Raw genomic sequence first — 20,656 nt, forward strand, 5'->3', positions numbered from 1 at the left:
GGAGGTCATGCCGCATGCCGATTGCCGATAAGACGATATTGGAGAAGAACCCGACAGCCATTATATCCGTAGAGAATGTATCTCTGGCCTACGGGGCCGCTGATGGCCCAAATGTGCTGGAGGAAATTGATCTTAAGCTGCATGAAGGTGAGTTCGTATGTCTTCTGGGACCTTCCGGCTGCGGAAAAAGCACACTGCTCAAAATCATTGCCGGCCTGATCCAGCCCTCGGCGGGTTCTGCCGTGATGGACGGGATCCATATCACGGGCCCGGAATGGCATCGCGGAGTTGTGTTTCAGCAGCCTCCTCTCTACTCCTGGCTGAGCACCCGGGAGAACGTCAGATTCGGGCTGAAGATGCGCAAGATCCCGAAAGCAGAAGGTTTGAAGCTTGCTGACGAGTATCTAGACAAGGTCGGTTTGCTGCAATATGCGGGGCACAAGCCTTATGAGCTGTCCGGAGGAATGAAGCAGCGGGTAGCCATTGCCCGGGCACTCGTTAACAGTCCGCGTGTACTGTTAATGGATGAACCCTTCGGCGCACTCGATGCGCTGACCCGTGAGGAGATGCAGCAACTGCTGCGGAACATTTGGCGGGAGACCGGTTGCACGATTCTGTTTATTACCCATGATGTTGACGAAGCGCTCTCGCTGGGTACCCGGGTGCTGGTAATGTCGAGAAGCCCCGGCCGGATCATCCGGGAGTTCACTACCTCATTCACCTGCGGCATTACCGCTGAAAGTACCGGTCAAGCCCGGTATTCACCGGCCTTCCTGAAGCTGCGTGAAGAAATTCTCGGTCTGATTAACAAGCAAAAGCTGTCTTCTATTAATAACTTGAACTGAACCGCTAAAAACGAGGTTTCTGCACATCTATAAACCAAGTATTCCAATGTACAAAAAGTAAATTAGAGGAGGTCTCTATGTGAAGATATTCTGGTTTATTCCCACCTATGGAGATGGCCGGTATTTGGGAACAGAAACCGGCAGCAGAGCGGCTACGCCCGGGTATTACCGGCAAATCGCCGCCGCTGCCGACGAACTCGGTTATGAAGGCGTGCTGATTCCTACCGGCAGGGGCTGCGAGGATGCCTGGGTCATTGCCTCTTCCCTGCTCCCGCTGACCAAGCGGCTCAAGTTTCTGGTCGCTGTCCGGCCGGACCTTATGTCCCCCACACTTGCAGCGCGGATGGCCTCCACCTTTGACCGCAGCTCCGGAGGACGTCTGCTCCTGAATGTGGTCACCGGAGGCGATCCCGCAGAGCTTGAGGGGGACGGTGTATTTCTAAGCCATGACGAGCGTTATGAACGCGCAGATGAATTCCTTACGGTCTGGCGGCAGGTGATCCGGCAGGAGGAAGTCACCTTCTTCGGCAAGCATATCCGGGTCAACAAAGCCAAAGTGCTGCAGCCCGCAGTTCAGTCGCCCCATCCTCCGCTTTATTTCGGAGGATCCTCTGACGCGGCACTGAGAACAGCAGCCAAACATATCGACGTATACCTCACCTGGGGAGAACCGCCTGAGCAGGTAAAATCCAAGATCGCAGCCGTCCGGCGGCTCGCGGAGCTCGAGGGCCGGACCGTACGCTTCGGCATCCGGCTGCATGTCATTGTCCGCGAGACCCGTGAGGAGGCATGGGCAGCAGCAGAACGGCTGATTTCCCGTCTGGATGAGGATACCATTGCAGCAGCCCAGCAGGTATTTGCCACCATGGACTCCGTCGGGCAGCGCAGAATGGCTGAGCTGCATGGCGGGGACCGTTCGAGGCTGGAGATCAGCCCGGATTTGTGGGCCGGGGTCGGCCTCGTCCGCGGCGGAGCCGGCACGGCGCTGGTCGGTGATCCGGAGACGGTTGCGCTGCGGATGCGGGAATACGCTGATCTCGGCATCGAAACCTTTGTGTTCTCAGGCTATCCTCACCTGGAGGAAGCCTACCGGGTAGCTGAGCTGCTCTTCCCGCTGCTGCCGCTTGAACATTCCGTCAGCCCCCAGGGCCAGGCAGCCCGCGGAGAAGCCGTTGCACTCGGGAACTCCGTCCATTCCAGGCCTGCCGGGAATTCTACAACGCCCGGACATTCATAAAGGAGGTATGTTCATTGGATTCGCACATCCTGCAGATCAGCGGCCTGCACAAAACCTTCTCAACCCCCCAGGGGCAGGTCAAAGCGCTGCACAATATTAATCTGAATGTCAGCGAAGGCGAATTTGTCACGATTATCGGCCCCAGCGGCTGCGGCAAGAGCACCTTGCTCAAGATTATCGCCGGTCTGGACAACAGCTATGAAGGAAGGATTGTATTGAACGGGCAGCCCATCGAGGGGCCCAGCATTGAGAAAGGATTTATTTTTCAGGAGCCGCGCCTGTTCCCCTGGCTTACTGTGCAGAAGAATATTGCCGGTAATTTCTCCCTGAAGGATCCCGCAGTCCGTCTCCGGGTGGAGGAGCTAATTGAGCTGGTCCGGTTGCAGGGCTTCGAGCAGGCTTACCCCCGCGAGCTGTCGGGCGGTATGGCCCAGCGCGTTGCCATAGCCCGCGCACTTCTGCGCGGTCCCAAGGTGCTGCTGCTGGACGAGCCCTTCGGCGCATTGGATGCGTTCACCCGTTCACACATGCAGGAGGTGCTGCTCGATATCTGGCAGAAGGACAGAACCACGATGCTGCTGGTCACGCATGATCTGGACGAGGCGGTATTCCTTGGGGAACGGGTAGCTGTGATGAATGCCCGCCCGGGGCAGATCCAGAGTCTCCAGCACATCCAGCTTCCCCATCCGCGCAAGAAGGCCAGCACTGCCTTTGAGCAGTACCGCCGGGCGGTATTGAATGAATTCGAGAAGGTTGAAGACTCAAGAGCTGCCGGCCTTACCGGATCTCACGACGAAATGAAGATAATCTAAGGAGGATTTATGCAATGAACTTATTTAAAAAAAGCACAACCTGGATGCTATTAACCGCCCTGACATTTCTAATCGCAGGCTGCGGCAATAATGGGGCAACAGCTGCCGACACTGCTGCGAATTCAACCGCCGCCCCCGCCGCAGCAGCAAGTGCAGATCCCTCACCTGCTGTTAAGGATTACGGCGGACTGACCCTGACGATCGGCATTCAGCCCGGACCGGGCTCCTACGCGCTTGCGCGGAGCAAGGGATGGTTCGAGGAAGAATTCGACAAGGTAGGCGTTAAGGTGGAATGGGCTGAATTCCAGAGCGGTCCGCCGATGACAGAGGCCATTGCCGCCGGCCGTCTGGATTTCGCCGGCCTTGGCAACCTGCCGGTGGTCACAGCTCAGGCTGCGGATATCGGATTCACTGAAATCGCCAATATTATCGACGGCAAGAACAATGTAGCCATTATCGTACCTAAGGATAGCCCGATTACCACAATAGAGCAGCTCAAGGGCAAGAAGGTAGCTGTCGCCAAAGGCAGCAACGCGTTCAACTTCCTCTACCGCGGTCTGGACAAGGCCGGACTTAAGCCTTCTGACCTGGAGATCATCCAGCTGCAGCCCAATGAGGCGCAGCCCGCTTTTGAAACCGGAGGTGTCGATGCCTGGGCAACCTGGGACCCTTACATTACAACGAATCTGCTCACCGGCAAAGCACAGGTTCTGACCGATGGTGAAGCACTGGGTGTGCTGTCCCCTTCCTTCCTGATTGCCCGTACGAAGCTTGCCGAAGAGCATCCAGAACTAATCACCACGTTCTTGAAAGTATATGAGCAGGCCCGTGTCTGGGAGGAACAGCATCTGGAGGATGCGATCAAGACGTATGTCGAGCAATTCTCGGTAGATGCAGGTATCATACAGGCGCTACGCGACCGCGTCACACCAATCAATGTGCCGATCAGTGACGAGGTCATTGCCCAGCAGCAGGAAACTGCAGATTTCCAGCTGGAGCAGAAAACGATCCGCAAACAAATCGATGTATCCAAGGTGGTCGATAACCAGTTTATTGAGCAGGCCCTTAAGGATGCTGCCGCCGAACCGAAATGGTAAGGTGAATAGTATGCAGAGCGTCCAATTGGAAGAAAGGGCGGCCCCCCCTGCTGCCGCAAGCAAGAGTAGGTCAAGTAATAGACCAATCAGGCGGAAGACTACGCTCAAAGGACTAATACTGCCAGTACTGACGCTTATAGTCTGGGAAATCTTCGGAACGGCAGGACAGATCAATCCCACCGTATTGCCTACTCCTCACGTGATTGCCTTGGAATTCTATAATCTTGCCAGGTCGGGGGAGCTGCTCTTCCACCTGAAGATATCTTTATGGCGTTCGCTGCTCGGCTTCCTGCTGGGAGGCTCCGTTGGTCTTGCCCTTGGTCTGTGGTCAGGCTTCTCACGGCTTGCGGAGAAACAGCTTGACCCTTCCATCCAGATGCTGCGGACCGTTCCCCATCTGGCCATCACCCCGCTCTTTATTCTCTGGTTCGGTTTCGGGGAATGGTCCAAGATCCTGCTCATTGCGCTGGGTGCTTTCTTTCCGGTATACGTGAACACTTTCCTGGGCATCCGGTCGGTGGATGAGAAGCTGTTCGAGGTAGCGAAGGTTCTTCAATATAACCGCCGCAGCCTGATTACGAAGCTGATTGTGCCAGCCTCCCTGCCGAACATTCTGCTCGGGATCCGCTTATCGCTGGGGGCAGCATGGCTTGGGCTGGTGGTGGCTGAAATGATGGGCTCCAGTGAAGGTGTCGGCTTTCTGATTATGGATGCGCGGTATTTCTCCATTACCTCGCTAGTCTTTGTAGGCATCCTGATCTTCGCCATCGTCGGGAAATTGACCGATTCCCTGGTCAAGCTGCTGGAGAAGCGGCTGCTCCGCTGGCGTGACAGCTATCTGGGGGAGAATCTATGAATAAGATTAGCTTGAAACAGAAGAAATCAACACTATCCGGCAGACTGCCGGATTCCCTGCAGGCCTGGATCTTCCCGCTGGCCCTTCTGCTGCTGTGGCAGATTGCGGGAGCAACCGGGCTGCTGTCCCCGTCGCTGTTGCCAACTCCGTTGGAGATCGGGAAGCAGTTCATCCGGCTGGCCGGGAACGGAAAGCTGCTGATGCACCTGGAAGCCAGTGTAATCCGGGCTGCTGCCGGCTTTGCACTCGGCGGCTCCCTCGCCCTGATTATCGGGCTGGCCGCCGGACTATCGAGGCTGGTGGAAGAACTGCTGGACCCTTCCCTGCAGATGATGCGTACAGTTCCGCTATTATCTGTCATTCCGCTGTTCATTCTCTGGTTCGGGGTAGGACAGTTGTCACAGGTGCTTCTGATCGCACTGGGCGCCTTTTTCCCCTTATATGTCAATACCTTCGCAGGTGTCCGTGGTGTCGACCGCAAGCTGTACGAGGTGGCGCAGGTCCTTCAGTATTCCCGGATGCAGCGGATCTTCCGGCTCATTATTCCTGCGGCACTGCCCAACATCCTGCTGGGCATCCGCCTGTCGCTGGGTATAGCCTGGCTCTGCCTGGTGGTAGCCGAGCTGATGGGAGCCAGCTCCGGCATCGGCTACATGATTGCCGAGGCGCGCCAGTATTCGCAGACCGCAGCTGTATTTGTGGGCATAGGGATCTTTGCAGTAGTGGGCAAGCTGTCCGATTCCCTTGTGCGGTTACTGGAATCAAGGCTGCTGCACTGGAGAGAAGCTTATAAAGGCTGATCCGGTTCTGACTGTACCGTAGTTTGTACAACAATTTAATAGAAGAAAGGCGGGTGCCCCTATGGCATATCCGGATCAAATCTATATTAACGGCATAGTGCTGACTTTTGACCCTACAGGAACAACTGCTGAAGCAGTAGCCTTGCAAGGAGAACGTATTGCTGCAGTCGGCAGCACAGCGCAGCTGCTGGAGCTGGCAGGACCGGAGACGGCAGTGACCGATCTTCAGGGAAAGACGGTTTTGCCCGGCTTTTATGAGGCGCATGGCCATTTTCCGTTAAGCGGAATCCTGGAGGTGCAGTCGGCTCCGCTGTGGAGTCCGCCGCGCGGATCAATCACCAGCATCTCCGGGCTGCTCGCGGTCTTGAAGGAGAAAGCAGCGGACATTCCGGCCGGTGGCTGGGTCACGGGATTTGGATATGATCCCTCCAAGCTTGCGGAGAAGCGGCATCCCAGCCGGTATGAACTGGATCAGGCCTTTCCGGAGCATCCGGTGTGGCTCTCCCATAACTCGGCACACATGGGGGTGGCGAACAGCAAGGCGCTGGCTATAGCAGGAATTACGAAGGACTCCCCCGCCCCGGTAATTGGCATCATCCAGCGTGAACCTGATGGGGAGCCTACAGGATTAATCCAGGAGAATGGCGCTTTAATTGAAGCTTATATCCCCCCTCTATCCGCAGCGCAGCATGCTGAAGGGATAAGGCTTGCCAATGCCGAGTACGTGTCGCAAGGAATTACTTCTGCCATCATCGCTGTAGGTGTGGATCCGGAACCGCTGGTCAATGCCCACAGCCGCGGGCTGCTGGATCTCCGGCTGATCAATATCCCTTTATATCATCCCGAACAAGCGCCGCTGCAGGAAGTCTACGACTATGGCCCGGTCAAATCGCAGGGGGCCAAGCTGTTTCAGGACGGCTCCATCCAGGGGTATACCGGCTGGCTCTCCAACCCTTACCACCAGCCGTTCTCTGAAGACGATCCGTTGTACAGAGGATTTCCTATGCTGGAGCGGGAGGAGCTGGCACAGGCTGTGTTCGCTGTTCATTCCACCGGCCGCCAGGTCGTTATTCATGCCAACGGTGACGCTGCCATTGATGATGTGCTGTACGCCATCGGTGAAGCCCAGCGGCAGCTGCCGCGTCCGGACGCCCGCCACCGGATTGAGCATGCCCAGTCTGTACGTGAAGATCAACTGGACCGCATTAAGGAATTAGGCATTACGCCTTCCTTCTTTAACGATCATGTCTATTACTTCGGTGATGACCACCGTGATATTTATCTGGGTGAGGACCGGGCACGCCGGATCAGTCCGCTCCAATCGGCGGTGGTCCGGGGCATCCGTTTCTCGCTGCATAACGATACGCCGATCACGCCGCCCTCTCCCCTGCATCTGGTATCTGTCGCCGTCAACCGGCTGACCGCCAGCGGACGGGAGCTCGGTCCCGAATACCGGATTACGCCGTATCATGCACTGCGGGCCGTCACAATCGATGCCGCCTGGCAGGCATTTGAGGAGGATGATAAAGGCTCGATTGAGCCCGGCAAGCTAGCCGATCTGGTCATTCTCGCAGACAATCCGCTGACCGCTGATCCGCTCGGTCTGCATAAGATTCCCGTTCTCCAGACGATTATTGGCGGCCGTAAGGTATACGTGCATGCAGAGGCAACCTTAGCTTCACAGCAATAATTGTGCAATAAACGCTGGAGATATCCATAAAGAAAGGCGGTGTTCACCTATGGTACAATATCAGTTTCCTGTTAGCGGCACAGCAAAGGCACAGATTCTGGAACAACTGCAGGCCTTGCGCGGGGCGGATGCCAATTGGCGGGACGGCCGCACCTGGAGCCTGGTTTATTACGGGGGTGAGGAAATCTCTGATTTAACCAGACAAGCCTACCAGCTATTCTCGCAAGAGAATGGGCTCAACCCCGGAGCTTTTCCCTCTCTGCGCCAAATGGAAACAGAGGTGGTATCCATGACGGCGGATTTGCTGGGCGGGGGAAGCGGAACGGCCGGAAATATGACCTCAGGCGGCACGGAAAGTATTCTGATGGCCGTCAAAACCGCAAGGGACTACGCCCGGGCTGTCCGTCCGGAGATTAGTCAGCCGGAGATAGTCCTGCCTGTTACGGCTCATCCGGCATTCTCCAAAGCAGCAGCTTATTTCGATATCAAACCTGTATACGTTCCGTTAACGGAGGAATACCGGGCAGATGCCGCTGTTGCCCGTCAGCTGATTAACGGAAATACAATTCTGCTGGTCGGCTCCGCGCCTGCCTATCCGCATGGTGTGATGGACCCGATTGAAGAGCTGGCCGGAATCGCCGCCCAGCATCAAATTCCTTTTCATGTGGATGCTTGTCTCGGAGGATTTATACTGCCATTCCTGAAGGACCTCGGCGTGCCAATTCCCGATTTCGACTTCCGCATACCGGGCGTAACCTCGATGTCCGCGGATCTCCATAAATACGGTTATGCCTCTAAGGGAGCTTCTGTCGTCCTGTACCGCGAGGACGAATACCGCCAGCACCAGTTCTACGTCCGCAGCGACTGGCCGGGCGGCTTGTTCGCTTCCCCTACGATGGCCGGCACCCGGCCGGGCGGGGCTATCGCCGCCGCATGGGCAGTACTGAAGCTGCTCGGCCGGGACGGCTACAGCCGTCTCGCCGACACAACGCTGCAAATCACCCGCAGGCTCAAAGAGGCCCTGATTGCCATTCCAGGTCTGCACATTCTGGGCGATCCCCTAATGAGCGTCTTTGCCGCCGGTTCAGAAGTGCTCAACCTGTACGCGGTTGCAGATGAGCTGGAGAGCAAGGGCTGGCATATGGACCGCCAGCATCTGCCGCCAAGTCTGCATTTCATGGTGACGCAGGCGCACCGGGAGAGCGTAGATGTATTCATTCATGATCTGCAGCAAGCGATTGCTGCGGTAGCAAGTCATCCGGAGGCTTATGCGGAGGGCACCACAGCGATGTACGGCATGGTGGGCAGCCTGCCGGACTCAAGCCTGGCTCACGGATTCATGCGCGATTATCTCAGCTCCATGACCCGTAGAAACTAACATTTCATTAGAGGGAGTGTCGGTGAACGATGCCTAAGTTATCGGACGGACAAGAACCGCCTTCTCCGTACGCTGTCCATTCTTCGGAGCAGGGGCAGAACGGCCTCGCCCGGGCCGGGAAGCTGCGCTGGAATACTAAGCTGTTGTACGGTTCGGGTGAAACCGTAAATGTGATTACCATCACGGTAATCGGCATGTACTATCTGTTCTTCCTCACCGATTACGTCGGTTTGTCACCCACCCTTGCCGGAGGGATCTTCATGATCGGCCGGATCTGGGATGCGTTTATCGATCCGGTTATGGGGATTGTAACCGACCGGACGCGCACGAAATGGGGACGGAGAAGACCGTTTTTGCTGCTTGCTGCGCTTCCAATCGGCCTGCTCTTTTTCCTCATGTGGAGTTACCCGGGAGCGGGAACCGACACTCTAAATGCCATTTATTTCACCGCTGCCTATATGCTGTTCATGACCACATTAACGCTCTATTACGTGCCTTACCTTAGTCTGGTCGCCGAACTGACGGATGATTATAACGAGAGGACCAGCGTTAACAATTACCGGATCGTCATTCAATTATTAATGGGGCTGGTCGCTGCCGTCATCCCCAAAATGATTGCTGACAGCTATACAGATGCCTTCCTGGGCTACAGGATGATGGGGCTGGCCGTCGGGCTGTTCATCGTCCTCATTCCGCTGCTGCTGTTCTTCCGGGTACAAGAAAGCGAACGCAATTTCCTTCAAAGCAAGTCGCCTTCTCCCCGCTTCAGCTCCGAAATCCGGCTTGCGCTGGCCAGCCAGCCCTTCCGCCGCCTGCTGCTGCTCTATGTCGGCTGCTACGCGGCGTCCAATGTCATCGAAGGATTCGTAATTTATTACATGAAATATTGGCTGGGCCGTGAAGAGGAGATGTCCTACCTTCTGGTGACGGTTATTCTGGCCGGAGTCTTTACGCTTCCTCTCTGGACGAAACTCTCTCAGGCGGCAGGCAAGAAGACAACAATTATCTGCGGCCTGCTCCTCTGGGCGGTCAGCCAGCTGGGTTGGATGCTGCTCACTCCCGGTTCTCCGTCCTATCTGGTATATCTTATTGGTGCAATTGTAGGTGCCGGCTATGGTGTTGCCCATGTCATTCCCTGGTCCATGCTTCCTGACGTACTCGATGCAGATGAGCTACGGACAGGCTTAAGGCGAGAGGGACTGTATTCCGGAATCATGACATTCTTCATGAAGACATCTAATTCGCTGGCCATTTTTCTGATTGGAATCCTGCTGGAGGCTGCCGGTTATATGCCCAATCAAATTCAGGACGGGCCTGCGCAAATGACCATCCGAACTACGATGACGTTCGCGCCGGAGCTCTTTATTGTTGCAGGTTTAATCGCTGCATTCCTCTACCCGCTGGGGAAGGACGATTATGAGAGAAACCGGGTAAGGCTGTATGAACAATCTAAGACTAGCTGATTAATATCATTCGCTGTCTGTATAGAACGCAGTTAAGACAACAACCACTAAAGTATCGGTTAGTCACTGTGGGACTGGCGGAATATGTCAATTCCCACACTTGATTCGTTACCGGCAGTATGAAGACTTCTTAAGAGGTACTGTAGACATAAATGTTGTACGTTTTACAACTTTGGATCGTTGATAGTTAGGTGTTCGGGAAGATTGTTGTATAAAATACAAGAATAATTCGGCTAAGGCGCTTGAAAAAGGTGAAATCCTGCATTTTGTACAACAATTTTGGATTTGGGCCGATTCCTTAAAGAGAATGTTGTATTTCGTGCAGGATTGGCCGGTACAAACTGAGTTATTAAGCCGTGTTCAGCTTTAGCATTCTGCAATTTGTTGTTCATTTGGATCTGGTAAAAAAAGAGTGTTCCCAAGGGCCGGAAAATGGCTGGGGAACACTCTTTGTTTGTGATTCATATCAACATCAAGAACAAGATAGTTAGTAGGACGCTCCCGGAATGAGCTTCTGCAGCCTGACCAGAATCGCCGCTGCCTGCTCACGCACCAGAACCTGCTTCGGCTCAAAGCGGCCGCCGCTGCCGGTCATTACTCCGTGTTCATTGACGGCTTGAATCGCCTGGCGGCTGGCCGGCGCCAGGCCGGAAATATCAGCTAAGCCCATACGCTCAGGACTGCCATACGTGGTCAGCCGCGCAGCTTGGACAACCATAACCGCCGCTTCCTCCCGCGTAATGCCGCGGTCCGGCTCAAACTTGCCCCATGCGGGGCTGACGATGCCGAGTTCCACGGCCTTAGTGACAGTACCGCTGTACCATTTGCCTGCCGGTACATCGGTAAATCCGGAGACCGTCTTCCCGTCAGGGAACTCATGCAGCAGCCGCAGCAGCAGGGTCAAGAATTCGGCCCGGGTCAGCTTTTGCTTCGGGGCTAGCACATTCCCGCTCGCACTCACGCCTTGAATATAGCCGCTGCTCAGCGCCATGGCGAGATCCCCCCTTGCCCAGGCGGCAACTTTACCGGCATCGCTAAAGCTGGCCAGCTCGGGGGAAGCAATATGCAGCGCAAACGTGCGCTTGGCTAACGCGGGAGCGCCCTCTTTACGGTATTTGGTAACCTGCACCGGATAGACGCCAGGCTTTATTCCGGCAAAGGACACCTTTCCGGTGCTGTCGGCGACTGCGCTTTTCCCCTGGAGTGTTACTGTAACCCCAAAGGCCGGAAGTCCGCCTAGCTGGCTGTTCGATCTGGTTATACGCAGCGAAAACGGTGTATTGGCAGCAGCAGAACTCCCGCTCTGCTGGCCATACTGGTCCTTCCATTCCACTGTTATCTGGTCTAACAGCTCTGTATCATCGGCATAGTAAACCAGCAATTGGTCGCCGTCACCAACGGTAAGCCGGGATGAAATGTTCTCGGCATACAGCCAGGCACTTCCCCCGCTGTAAACGGCAATCTTCCATTCTCCGCGTCCGTTGTACCGTCCATTCTGAATCCCTTCAATAGCTGTGAAAGACGGCTTGGCCGCATCTGCATTCAGCTTATAGGCAAGGCCCTTTGACTGTAAAAAAGCGGCGGCCGTCTTCACCGCATCACCGCCCGTTATACGACCGCCGGCTAGCGTGCCGCCGGGGCCTTCAACCTGAATCACCGCCCGTTCAGGTCCGCTATGATGCAGTCCGCTGTACAGTAATCCAGCCTGCTCCGATAGCAGCTTGTATGAAGTCAGGGCAAGATAGGCGTTCACCGTAGCCGGACGGTCACTGCCGCCGCCCGGCATTTGCGCGAAGCTGCCGCCGGGAAGCTTCGCAGCCAGCAAATGGTCCAGCAGCGAAGCACCGCCTTCTTGCGCAAAGTCTGCCGCATCCATTCCCAGGGACGATAGGGCAATGATCACTTGCGCCGTAGTCTCAGTCTTGCCTTCAAATCCTCCGTCCGGCTGCTGCTTGTCCCTCAGCCATTGCACAGCTTTCTCTACAGGCTGCTCCGTTAGCTCCGATCCCGCTACCGAAGCCAGCGCCGTGAGCACCCGGGCTGTTGCGGCCGGATCACCAATACTCTGGCCGGGCATGGACCAGCTGCCGTCCGCCAGCTGCATGCTGAGCAGCTGATAGAGGAGCATATCGGGATAACGGTTCGTCCGCTCAATAGTATTGAAGGTGGAGTTATTCGTAGTAATATAAGCAGCAGCTGCCACGGCTGCCCCCTCTGAATCAAGGCCGGCATGGTTCATGAGCAGCGGATACAAATCAATCCCGGCTATGTTGTTGATATTGCCGCCCGCAGCACTATAAGCCAGCGCTGTCTGAATCAGACCGGAGGCTGAGGCGAACTTGCCCCGCTGCTCCAGAATCCGGTCTGCGGTCCCCTCCAAATATCCCTTGGGCAGACTGCGCCCGTTCTTGAAGAAGCCCACGGCTGCTTCGTCCGGAAACGGCTGTTCAGCCAACAGTACTCGCTCTGCCTCATTCAGGACCTGCTGCATTTCCGCTGTGAACGCAACCGTTGCCTTGTGCCCCGCAGACGGCTCCGCCATTGCCCTGCCATCCAACAATAGCAGCAATATACATAATGCCATAAGTGCAGTCTTCTTGATCAAACGGTTCATTGGTGCTGCTCTCATCCCCGTTCCCCTCCAGTGCAGTTTGCTAGTCTTATAAGGTTAGACGCAGACGACTGGGATTTTGTTCCTCATATGGACCTTCAGGATAGAATTATACGAACAAGTATCCTATAACCGGACCCACAAAAATGACTAAATAGATAAGTGTAATCCATGGCTGATAGTTAATATAGAATTCTTTGAAAGAAAGACTCCAGGGATGTTTAATAATTACCCAACCGATAACATCAACTATTATACAAACGCCTGCCCATATTCCCCCAGTAACTAGAGCTTCTTTAAGAGTGGGCACCGATAAACCCCGCATATACAGCCAACCAAATATAGAAAAAAGAATTATATTATAAAGCGGATGCCAAGGCTTTGTTTTTTCATATCCCTCACCCATACCTGTTTCGTCCATTGGACTCATTTTTAACACATAAATATTAAATACAGTATGTAAAACGCCGATCATAGTGACTGCAAAATAGCAAATCCAAAACCATAACATCGACATTACAAAATTCTGCATAACTGCCCCCTTTTACAATCGCGCACTAGATAAGACATGCAAAGGTACGTTACAAAATTCACCATATAGAATACTATGAACTGTGCCGTGAAAAAGAGAACCCCTACAGCTTATCTATAAAGTGCTTGATTGTGTAATCGTTCAATAAGACAGCAGTTTATTCCCTTTTTCACAAATTTCATAGATTTCATCGTACTTCTGCTCCATCAGCGGCTCCATTGTTTTTGTTTTTTTACTTAAGATTGTTCTATGGACAAAAAAGGGCAGGATCCAGCCTGCAAAAGCAGGAATGGCTAAAAGGATGCACAGCAGGATCATGGGCGGATCATTTGTAACGGCAAACACAGAGCCTGCCATAAAGGCTGTGCCGGTCATCGCAATGACCAGTGCCCACATAATAGCGGAGGAAGTCCTGGATTTCTCCATCGTTTCGATTTCACTCATGCAGGCTTCGAAATGGCGCTGCAGGCGGGTCAGCTCTGTTTTATTCAGAATTTTGCGGTCCCGCTTGAGCTTGATGATAATTTTGCCTATTTGGCTTTTGCCCCTATAGCTGGGGGGGATTACTTTTTCATCGAGGACCCATCCGAAATTCTGGTAACCATCAATATACATGGAGGTTTTGTCCTGATCTACCAGCACTTCTTTATAATCATAACCGACAAAGCCGCTTCCGCTCCGTGTAACCTCATTCATAAGATCTACTCCTTTACGAACTTAAGAGTAACAGTCAAATATTGCTGGATTGCTTGCAAAATGTTTATGAGGCATTAATCCTCAGTTGCCGCTTCATGATGTACAGGAATACGCACGGTAAAGGTGGTGTTCACTCCAGGCACGCTTGCCACGGTGATACTGCCGCCGATGAGCTGCAGAATACGCAGAACAAGAGCGAGTCCCAATCCGTTGCCTTCTGTGGAGTGGGAGGTATCGCCCTGATAAAATTTATCGAAAATATGCTTCATCGTTTCTTCGCTCATCCCGCAGCCGGTATCCGATATGGAGACAATCACCTCGTCGTCCGTTGAACTTTGCTGAAGAGTAACCGTCCCGCCGGGCTCTGTAAATTTGATGGCGTTGGAAAGAAGATTGTTCCATATTAGCTCGAGCAGGCTGGCGTCTGCCTCAATCGTGGCACAATCCTCAATGTCTGCGATAAACTCAATATTCTTATTTGTCCATACCTCCTCAAACAGCAGGGCGCTTTCGCATAGCTGTGCACACAGATCGTAGGGTTCCGTAACCGGCTGCAAATTCTGCTTTTCCAGCTTATTCAGCTTGAGAATGTTGGTAATCAGTTCGCTTAACCGTGAGGAAGAATCCACAATGGTGTCGATGTAGCCTGCTCTTTGCTCTGTCGTGAGCCTTTCATTCTTAAGAGCCTGGGCATAATTCTGAATAACCGATAATGGAGTTTTAATTTCGTGGGACACGTTGGAGAAAAAGTCGGTTTTGAGCGTCTCCATACTGCCGAGCTCCTCCACCATCACATTGAAATCCATGCAGATTGCATCCAGATAATCCATTTTATTTTTAAGATGTCTTGGAGAGACATAGACGGAGAAATCGCCTCTAGCCACCTTCCGGGTCGCTTTTGCAAATTCCTCCATCGGTTTATGATAACGCTTCATGAACTGGTAGCGGGTTACCAGGGTAAAAGCGGCAGCGACAAAAATCCAGTAAATGAGCACCGATACAATATACCCCTGAGAAATGTTCGTGAAATCCAGGTGGTTCTGCAGGATCAGCATCTGGCCTGTAGTGAGTGCACCCAACACCACAAAAGAAAGTACAAAGCTGTACAAAGGAAAGATGGGTGCTTTCACTCTGGGGTCCGTTGGATTCACAGTAACACCGCCTTATACCCCAAGCCGCGTACGGTCACGATTTGGAAGCCCGTGCAGGAAGAAAGCTTATCCCGCAGCTTGGTTACGTACACATCTACAGCCCGCAGGCTGGTTTCAGATTCCACACCCCAGAATTCGTCCATGAGCTGGGCGCGCGTGAAGGTTTTTTTCGGGTAAGAGAGCAGCTTGTACAGAATATTGAACTCCCTAAGCGTGAGCGGGATCTCTTCATCGCCAATGGACGTGGTCATCGCATCTGCATCCAGCATAAGGTTGCCCACTGTCAATTTGCGTTCCTCCATAATGTTAGCCCGGCGCAGTAAAGCGCCCACCCGCATAATCAGCTCATCCATATTAATGGGTTTCACCATGTAGTCATCTATACCGATCTTGAAGCCCTTTTGCTTAGAAATAATGTCATCCTTGGCAGTCATAAAAAGTATGGGAATGGTCTTGTTCAGCTGACGCACGGTTTCTGCAAATTCAAACCCGTCAATCTCCGGCATCATAATATCGGAAATAATCATATCGTACAATTGGTTATACATTAGATCGTAAGCTTCACGGGGACTCAGGCACCCCTTGGCCTTGTAGCCGCTATCGTTTAAATAGGTACAGACAATCTGATTAAGCTTCACATCGTCCTCAACCACCAAAATATGAATCATGCCTGCTCCTCCTTATAATTACCGGATATCATCCGTCCTTGCTCCTTGCTACATATTACCGTTTGTACATTTATGATTTGTTTGAGTTTTGTTTCTAAATTGTTAATAGAGTGCTGGTGTGAATCCCGGAATTAATAGAATAGCAACACTTCTTAAGCAAAACATAAACATTCATTGAATACAATCACTCCCATCATGACATGGATCATAGCCAACGGGAGGAATTTAGCATGGAAAGCAATTTTATAAAAACAAACAGGATCAGGGTAAACAAAATCATTACCGTTATGCTGTGGGGCGTCTTTGCAGGATCAATCATCCTATTCTTCATGGGACAGGTGCTGGGCGCAATTGCCGGTTCACTCTTTATTGAGCTAATTACCGCAACCTTATTAATCCTGAAAACTAAAAAGCATACATTAACCATGGCGATTCTGTTTATGGCGATTCTTACTTGTACGGTTAACTATATTGGCGGAACATATACCGCTATCATAATAGCAACCGTGTTATGCATAGTTTCTCTGTATTCAAATAAAGCTATACTCTTTAGTTTTGGCGGTTTATACACCATTACATTTTCGGTCATGCATTTTGCAGGCAACAATCCGGACAATCCTGGCGGCCTAGATTACTACTTCATCAATATGGGCTTTTTGGCGCTGCTTACATTGGTGCTGTATTTTGTATGCAAGCGGAGTGCGGATTTAATAGAAATATCCAACAGCAATGAGGCTGAGGCGCGAAATAATGCGGCTGAGGCCCAAAATATGATCCGCGTCATCGGTGAAAATACTGTTCTGCTGCACGGTAATATTGATAATAGCAACAAGGATATTCGCGTGCTAAGAAACATCAGCGACATCATGTCAACCAAAATCAGCGAAGTCTCACAGGATGTTGCCCATCAATCAAATAGCCTGGTCCAGATTCATTCGATGATAAACAGTGCGGATACGGAGATGGCCGGGATCAATGTGATGTCCACAGAGCTGGCAAAAACATCAGATGCTGCCAGCCAAACTATGGCGCAGAGCGCGGAACAGTTCCGTCAGATGGATGAGCAGATGAAGATTATCAATTTAGCTGTACAGGAATCTTTCTCTACGGTTGGCACTCTTAATAAAAGTATAGAACAGGTAAACGGTTTTCTCGCTGCTATTAGCCAAATCGCCAGTGAAACAAACCTGTTAGCGCTTAATGCCAGAATTGAAGCAGCGCGGGCTGGAGAAGCCGGAGCCGGATTTAGTGTGGTAGCCTTGCAAATTAAAAGGCTTGCAGAACAATGCGCCGGAACCGTCGATGATATCAATGAAATTGTACAGGATATCAAGGCGAAGACTAATGCTGTCTTGAAGAAAGCCACCGATGAAGAAGCGGCTGTTCTAAAAGGCAATGTGATTACTAAGCAGGTAATCGGCAGTTTTGAGCAAGTCAGCTCTGCATTTAAAATGATTGATCATTATATAGAAGCTGAGCTCGATAAAATTGTTCATGTAAGCGAAATGTTCACGCAGATACGTGAGCAATCCGACAATATCTCCGCTATTGCCCATAAGAATCTGACGGCAACCACGGAGCTTCTTGGCGCCAATAAAGAGCAGGATGACCGAATTGAAATTATCTGTACATCCATTGAGAAGATCAGCCATTCCAGTGTACAGCTGCAAGAGCTAATTGAAACTCCTGTTTTCTGACTTCAATTAATAGAATACAAACATTTCGTAAGCAATTCATAAATATCCTGACTCTACAATGATCCTATCAAGTGAAGCAGAACAAAGGAGAGATCATTATGAATGAGACCACCAGAAACGAAGGTCAGTTTGTAGGTTATGAGTACAAGGATGTAACGGTAAAGCGGAGAATGGAGCAGGTGTATACCGACGGTTATGCTAATTTTGGCTGGGCGCTGGATGGCACTTCAACCCCATTAAAGAATGTGGGTACAGTAACTTTGAAGTTCAAGCGGGACCGCAAGATCCGTAATAAAGTCGAACTGACCCGCCTGCAGCGCCAGTTTGACGCCTCTGTTGTAGAAATCGGGGCTCTGGAAAACTCCAAGGTCATCCGCGCTTCTGCCGTTGCCTATATCGTCGGTGTTATTGGAACAGCGTTTATGGCCGGCTCTGTATTTGCTAATCAGGATGACAGACTGGCTCTTTCGGTCCTCCTGGCAATTCCGGGTTTCGTTGGCTGGATCATCCCGTATCTTCTCTATTGTAATATCAGCAAGAAAAAGTCAAATAAGGTGGCGCCGCTGATTGATCAGAAATATGACGAGATCTACGAGTTGTGTCAACAGGCGAATTCCTTGCTGGCCCAATAAACGGAGTGGTAGCGATGATCAGCAAGCTAATTATTCTGTTTCTTGGCTATCTCATCATCCGGGAATACTTCAAGCATACCTAGACGCCGCGGCTTCATACCCGGAACAGAAAGGAGGAGAAGGAGATTAAGGAGTTACTAAACCGCTATATGTCAGATTATCAAGACCGGACTGCCATAACAAGCGGTGCGTCACTCGTAATCAATGCCCTGATCGGCGCCGCCAAGCTGACAATCGGTGTGTACCTCCTTTCCGGATGGTTCATCATAAACGCGGTATATTACTTAATCCTCTGTGGCGCAAGAGGTCAGGCACTCCATAAATATGCAGTGGCCAAAACCATCGAAGATCCGAAGCAAAGATATGATATGGAGTTTGTGGTCTATCGACGAAGCGGCACCTTCCTCTGCCTCTTAGGAATCTCCTATCTCTTGGTCTCTCTGAGGATGTACCTTGTCGGAGATGCCCTCATTTATAAAGGGCTCATTATTTATCTGATCGCGACAGTGGCTTTCCTCAAGCTTGGGTTTGCCATTTACGGAACCTTAGCTAACCGGCATCTAAAAGGGCCCATTGTTTCATCACTGAAGCTAATCAGCTTTGCAGATGCAATGGTTTCCATTGTAGTGACTCAATACACTCTGCTTATTATGGAGAATTCCCCGGCTGCAATTGAATCCAGCGCTTTATTCGGGATGGGATGCAGTGTTGTATTTGTTCTCGCAGGGGTATGTATGCTGCTCAGAAGGAAAAAGAATTTATCGCCAGACGATACGAAACAAGTACAAATATAGGTTTTGAAAGGGTGTATACAAGTGAGCAAAGAAGCAGCAGTAAATATCAGTTCCATAAGAAAAGGTCCCATCGTGGTCATTATGATTTTGGGTGCTTTTCTTGCGACACTGAATCAGACGATTATGAGTGTTGTGCTGCCGGAATTAATGATTGATTTCAGCATATCAGCTTCCACCGCCCAGTGGCTGACAACCGGTTATATGCTGGTTAGCGGTGTCCTGATTCCGATTACAGCCTATTTGATGCAACGGTTTACGACGCGGGAGCTTTTCCAGACTTCAATGGTTATTTTTCTGGCCGGAACGGTTATATCGGCGCTCGCAACAAACTTCCCAGTTCTGTTAACCGGACGCCTGACGCAGGCAGTAGGCTCTGGAATTATTATGCCGCTGCTGATGAATGTGATTCTAACCCTCTATCCTCCTGAGAAACGGGGGGCAGCTATGGGCATGGTCGGGTTAGCCGTCATTTTCGCTCCGGCGGTTGGACCTACTCTGGCAGGATATATTCTGGAAAGCTACAGCTGGGAAACCATGTTTTACGGGATGATCCCTTTGGTCTCCATAATTATTATTGGCGGCTTCATCTATTTAAAGAATGTATCGGTGCGCTCCTATGCCAAACTGGACCTGTTAAGCGTCGTGATCTCCACAATCGGCTTGGGAACCTTGCTGTATGGCTTCAGCCGGGCTGGCAGCGAAGGCTGGTTAAGCACCGAAGTTCTCTTATCTCTTGGTGTGGGCGTCCTATCCCTTGGCTTATTTACCTGGCGGCAGCTGGTGTCCCAGAGTCCGCTTCTGGAGCTCCGCGCCTTCAAATATAAGATGTTCTCCTTAACCACTATTATCAATATGGCGGTTACGATCGTTATGTATGCTGATATGATATTGCTCCCGCTGTATCTGCAGAATGCCCGTGGTTACACGGCCATGGAGTCCGGATTCCTGCTGCTTCCCGGCTCGCTGGTGATGGGCATCCTGATGCCGGTTACCGGTAAGCTGTTCGACAGGTTCGGCGCCAAATGGCTTGCCATCACCGGTTTACTGATTCTGATTGCTACGACCATCAGCTTTACTAACTTAACAGACTCGACCGGCTACCTGTACATGGTCCTCATGTCAACCGGCCGGCGAATCGGATTAGCCATGATCCTTATGCCTATTCAAACCGCAGGGTTGAATCAGCTGCCAGCCAAGCTTAATGCACACGGAACCGCCATTTCCAATACGGTTAAACAAGTAGCCGGCGCTGTAGGTACTTCTCTGCTCGTTACCGTCATGGCAAGCAGCACCAAGACGCATATGCAGGATTTGATGGCCGCAGGCGGGACACAGGAGCATTCGCTTATGGAAGCTTCTATCCAGGGGATTAATGATGCTTACCTCGTAATTGTGGGAATCAGCATCATCGGTCTATTGCTCTCCTTGTTCATCAAGCGTGTCGGGCAACCCTCACAGGAGGATTCCGACATTAAGCTGAAGAAGCTGAATGTGGAAGAGGCACGAAATTAAGTAAGAATGTACTCATTGATTTTGCGCGACGTTCCCATATTCTCTATCCAAATAACCTCACTTCTAACGATTAGGAGTGAGGTTATTTGTGTTTGAAATATGACACGGATCTTAATAATAAAAATAATGGGCAATGATATTGACGGAAATCCACTGTAAGCGTATACTAAACCCAAGATAATTGC

The 20,656-nt window shown here is 51.7% G+C and carries 18 protein-coding genes; 13 read left to right on the forward strand and 5 right to left on the reverse strand.

The window, feature by feature from the left end; translation table 11 throughout:
* Nucleotides 1–14 precede the first annotated feature (14 nt).
* From PBOR_RS25455 to PBOR_RS25495, 9 genes are all read left to right on the forward strand, one after another.
* The gene (locus PBOR_RS25455; protein WP_042216501.1) at nucleotides 15–845 is read left to right on the forward strand and encodes an ABC transporter ATP-binding protein; all 831 of its coding nucleotides are present in this window, start codon (nucleotides 15–17) and stop codon (nucleotides 843–845) included.
* 79 nt (nucleotides 846–924) lie between these two features.
* Complete coding sequence (ssuD, locus tag PBOR_RS25460; RefSeq protein WP_042216504.1) at nucleotides 925–2,082, forward strand: FMNH2-dependent alkanesulfonate monooxygenase; 1,158 nt, start codon at nucleotides 925–927, stop codon at nucleotides 2,080–2,082.
* Nucleotides 2,083–2,096: 14 nt separating this feature from the next.
* Nucleotides 2,097–2,894: an ABC transporter ATP-binding protein gene (locus PBOR_RS25465; RefSeq protein WP_042216506.1), complete on the forward strand. Its 798-nt coding sequence runs from the start codon at nucleotides 2,097–2,099 to the stop codon at nucleotides 2,892–2,894.
* Between the two features lie 14 nt (nucleotides 2,895–2,908).
* Nucleotides 2,909–3,991: an aliphatic sulfonate ABC transporter substrate-binding protein gene (locus PBOR_RS25470; RefSeq protein ID WP_042216508.1), complete on the forward strand. Its 1,083-nt coding sequence runs from the start codon at nucleotides 2,909–2,911 to the stop codon at nucleotides 3,989–3,991.
* 10 nt (nucleotides 3,992–4,001) lie between these two features.
* Entirely contained in the window at nucleotides 4,002–4,847 is an 846-nt protein-coding gene (locus PBOR_RS25475; RefSeq protein ID WP_042219931.1) for an ABC transporter permease, read from the forward strand.
* Nucleotides 4,844–5,647 carry an ABC transporter permease gene (locus tag PBOR_RS25480; RefSeq protein WP_042216510.1) on the forward strand — a complete coding sequence of 268 codons (804 nt, stop codon included), beginning with the start codon at nucleotides 4,844–4,846 and terminating at the stop codon, nucleotides 5,645–5,647. The genes PBOR_RS25475 and PBOR_RS25480 overlap by 4 nt, the downstream gene beginning before the upstream one ends.
* A gap of 61 nt (nucleotides 5,648–5,708) precedes the next feature.
* A complete protein-coding gene (locus PBOR_RS25485; RefSeq protein ID WP_042216512.1) occupies nucleotides 5,709–7,337 on the forward strand; it encodes an amidohydrolase in 1,629 nt (542 codons plus the stop codon).
* Between the two features lie 49 nt (nucleotides 7,338–7,386).
* Nucleotides 7,387–8,715, forward strand: a complete 1,329-nt coding sequence (locus tag PBOR_RS25490) for a pyridoxal phosphate-dependent decarboxylase family protein (RefSeq protein ID WP_042216514.1) — start codon at nucleotides 7,387–7,389, stop codon at nucleotides 8,713–8,715.
* A 29-nt stretch (nucleotides 8,716–8,744) separates the two neighbouring features.
* Nucleotides 8,745–10,178 (forward strand): MFS transporter, encoded by a 1,434-nt coding sequence (locus tag PBOR_RS25495; RefSeq protein WP_042216517.1) that lies wholly within the window; start codon nucleotides 8,745–8,747, stop codon nucleotides 10,176–10,178.
* Between the two features lie 487 nt (nucleotides 10,179–10,665).
* Here PBOR_RS25495 and PBOR_RS25500 read toward each other — a convergent pair whose 3' ends face one another.
* The 5 genes from PBOR_RS25500 to PBOR_RS25520 all read right to left on the reverse strand — a co-directional run bounded on the left by PBOR_RS25500 (nucleotide 10,666) and on the right by PBOR_RS25520 (nucleotide 15,836).
* Nucleotides 10,666–12,807 (reverse strand): S-layer homology domain-containing protein, encoded by a 2,142-nt coding sequence (locus PBOR_RS25500; RefSeq protein ID WP_042216519.1) that lies wholly within the window; start codon nucleotides 12,805–12,807, stop codon nucleotides 10,666–10,668.
* Between the two features lie 91 nt (nucleotides 12,808–12,898).
* Nucleotides 12,899–13,321: a hypothetical protein gene (locus PBOR_RS25505; protein WP_042216521.1), complete on the reverse strand. Its 423-nt coding sequence runs from the start codon at nucleotides 13,319–13,321 to the stop codon at nucleotides 12,899–12,901.
* Nucleotides 13,322–13,462: 141 nt separating this feature from the next.
* On the reverse strand, nucleotides 13,463–14,017 hold the full coding sequence (locus PBOR_RS25510; RefSeq protein ID WP_042216523.1) for a hypothetical protein: 555 nt from the start codon (nucleotides 14,015–14,017) through the stop codon (nucleotides 13,463–13,465).
* 74 nt (nucleotides 14,018–14,091) lie between these two features.
* Complete coding sequence (locus tag PBOR_RS25515; protein WP_042216525.1) at nucleotides 14,092–15,168, reverse strand: HAMP domain-containing sensor histidine kinase; 1,077 nt, start codon at nucleotides 15,166–15,168, stop codon at nucleotides 14,092–14,094.
* Nucleotides 15,165–15,836, reverse strand: a complete 672-nt coding sequence (locus PBOR_RS25520) for a response regulator transcription factor (protein ID WP_042216527.1) — start codon at nucleotides 15,834–15,836, stop codon at nucleotides 15,165–15,167. Before PBOR_RS25520 ends, PBOR_RS25515 begins: the two co-directional genes overlap by 4 nt.
* 230 nt (nucleotides 15,837–16,066) lie before the next feature.
* Between PBOR_RS25520 and PBOR_RS25525 the strand changes: the two genes are divergently transcribed.
* The 4 genes from PBOR_RS25525 (at nucleotide 16,067) to PBOR_RS25540 (ending at nucleotide 20,471) form a co-directional block, all read left to right on the forward strand.
* On the forward strand, nucleotides 16,067–17,533 hold the full coding sequence (locus tag PBOR_RS25525; protein WP_042216529.1) for a methyl-accepting chemotaxis protein: 1,467 nt from the start codon (nucleotides 16,067–16,069) through the stop codon (nucleotides 17,531–17,533).
* Between the two features lie 98 nt (nucleotides 17,534–17,631).
* Nucleotides 17,632–18,165: a SoxR reducing system RseC family protein gene (locus PBOR_RS25530; RefSeq protein WP_042216531.1), complete on the forward strand. Its 534-nt coding sequence runs from the start codon at nucleotides 17,632–17,634 to the stop codon at nucleotides 18,163–18,165.
* A 149-nt stretch (nucleotides 18,166–18,314) separates the two neighbouring features.
* The gene (locus PBOR_RS35710) at nucleotides 18,315–18,959 is read left to right on the forward strand and encodes a hypothetical protein (RefSeq protein ID WP_245647908.1); all 645 of its coding nucleotides are present in this window, start codon (nucleotides 18,315–18,317) and stop codon (nucleotides 18,957–18,959) included.
* A gap of 21 nt (nucleotides 18,960–18,980) precedes the next feature.
* Nucleotides 18,981–20,471, forward strand: coding sequence for an MDR family MFS transporter (locus tag PBOR_RS25540; RefSeq protein ID WP_042216533.1), 1,491 nt, complete (start codon nucleotides 18,981–18,983; stop codon nucleotides 20,469–20,471).
* The last annotated feature ends 185 nt before the right edge of the window (nucleotides 20,472–20,656 follow it).

Origin of the sequence: Paenibacillus borealis (genome assembly GCF_000758665.1) — a bacterium.
GTDB lineage: Bacteria > Bacillota > Bacilli > Paenibacillales > Paenibacillaceae > Paenibacillus_AQ > Paenibacillus_AQ borealis.

What these genes read in the sequence shown, in the direction of transcription:
- PBOR_RS25455 (WP_042216501.1), top strand. Translation starts at nt 15, where the DNA reads ATGCCGATTGCCGATAAGACGATATTGGAGAAGAACCCGACAGCCATT.
- PBOR_RS25470 (WP_042216508.1), top strand. Translation starts at nt 2,909, where the DNA reads ATGAACTTATTTAAAAAAAGCACAACCTGGATGCTATTAACCGCCCTG.
- PBOR_RS25475 (WP_042219931.1), top strand. Translation starts at nt 4,002, where the DNA reads ATGCAGAGCGTCCAATTGGAAGAAAGGGCGGCCCCCCCTGCTGCCGCA.
- PBOR_RS25480 (WP_042216510.1), top strand. Translation starts at nt 4,844, where the DNA reads ATGAATAAGATTAGCTTGAAACAGAAGAAATCAACACTATCCGGCAGA.
- PBOR_RS25485 (WP_042216512.1), top strand. Translation starts at nt 5,709, where the DNA reads ATGGCATATCCGGATCAAATCTATATTAACGGCATAGTGCTGACTTTT.
- PBOR_RS25490 (WP_042216514.1), top strand. Translation starts at nt 7,387, where the DNA reads ATGGTACAATATCAGTTTCCTGTTAGCGGCACAGCAAAGGCACAGATT.
- PBOR_RS25495 (WP_042216517.1), top strand. Translation starts at nt 8,745, where the DNA reads ATGCCTAAGTTATCGGACGGACAAGAACCGCCTTCTCCGTACGCTGTC.
- PBOR_RS25500 (WP_042216519.1), bottom strand. Translation starts at nt 12,807, where the DNA reads ATGAGAGCAGCACCAATGAACCGTTTGATCAAGAAGACTGCACTTATG.
- PBOR_RS25505 (WP_042216521.1), bottom strand. Translation starts at nt 13,321, where the DNA reads ATGCAGAATTTTGTAATGTCGATGTTATGGTTTTGGATTTGCTATTTT.
- PBOR_RS25510 (WP_042216523.1), bottom strand. Translation starts at nt 14,017, where the DNA reads ATGAATGAGGTTACACGGAGCGGAAGCGGCTTTGTCGGTTATGATTAT.
- PBOR_RS25520 (WP_042216527.1), bottom strand. Translation starts at nt 15,836, where the DNA reads ATGATTCATATTTTGGTGGTTGAGGACGATGTGAAGCTTAATCAGATT.
- PBOR_RS25525 (WP_042216529.1), top strand. Translation starts at nt 16,067, where the DNA reads ATGGAAAGCAATTTTATAAAAACAAACAGGATCAGGGTAAACAAAATC.
- PBOR_RS25530 (WP_042216531.1), top strand. Translation starts at nt 17,632, where the DNA reads ATGAATGAGACCACCAGAAACGAAGGTCAGTTTGTAGGTTATGAGTAC.
- PBOR_RS35710 (WP_245647908.1), top strand. Translation starts at nt 18,315, where the DNA reads ATGTCAGATTATCAAGACCGGACTGCCATAACAAGCGGTGCGTCACTC.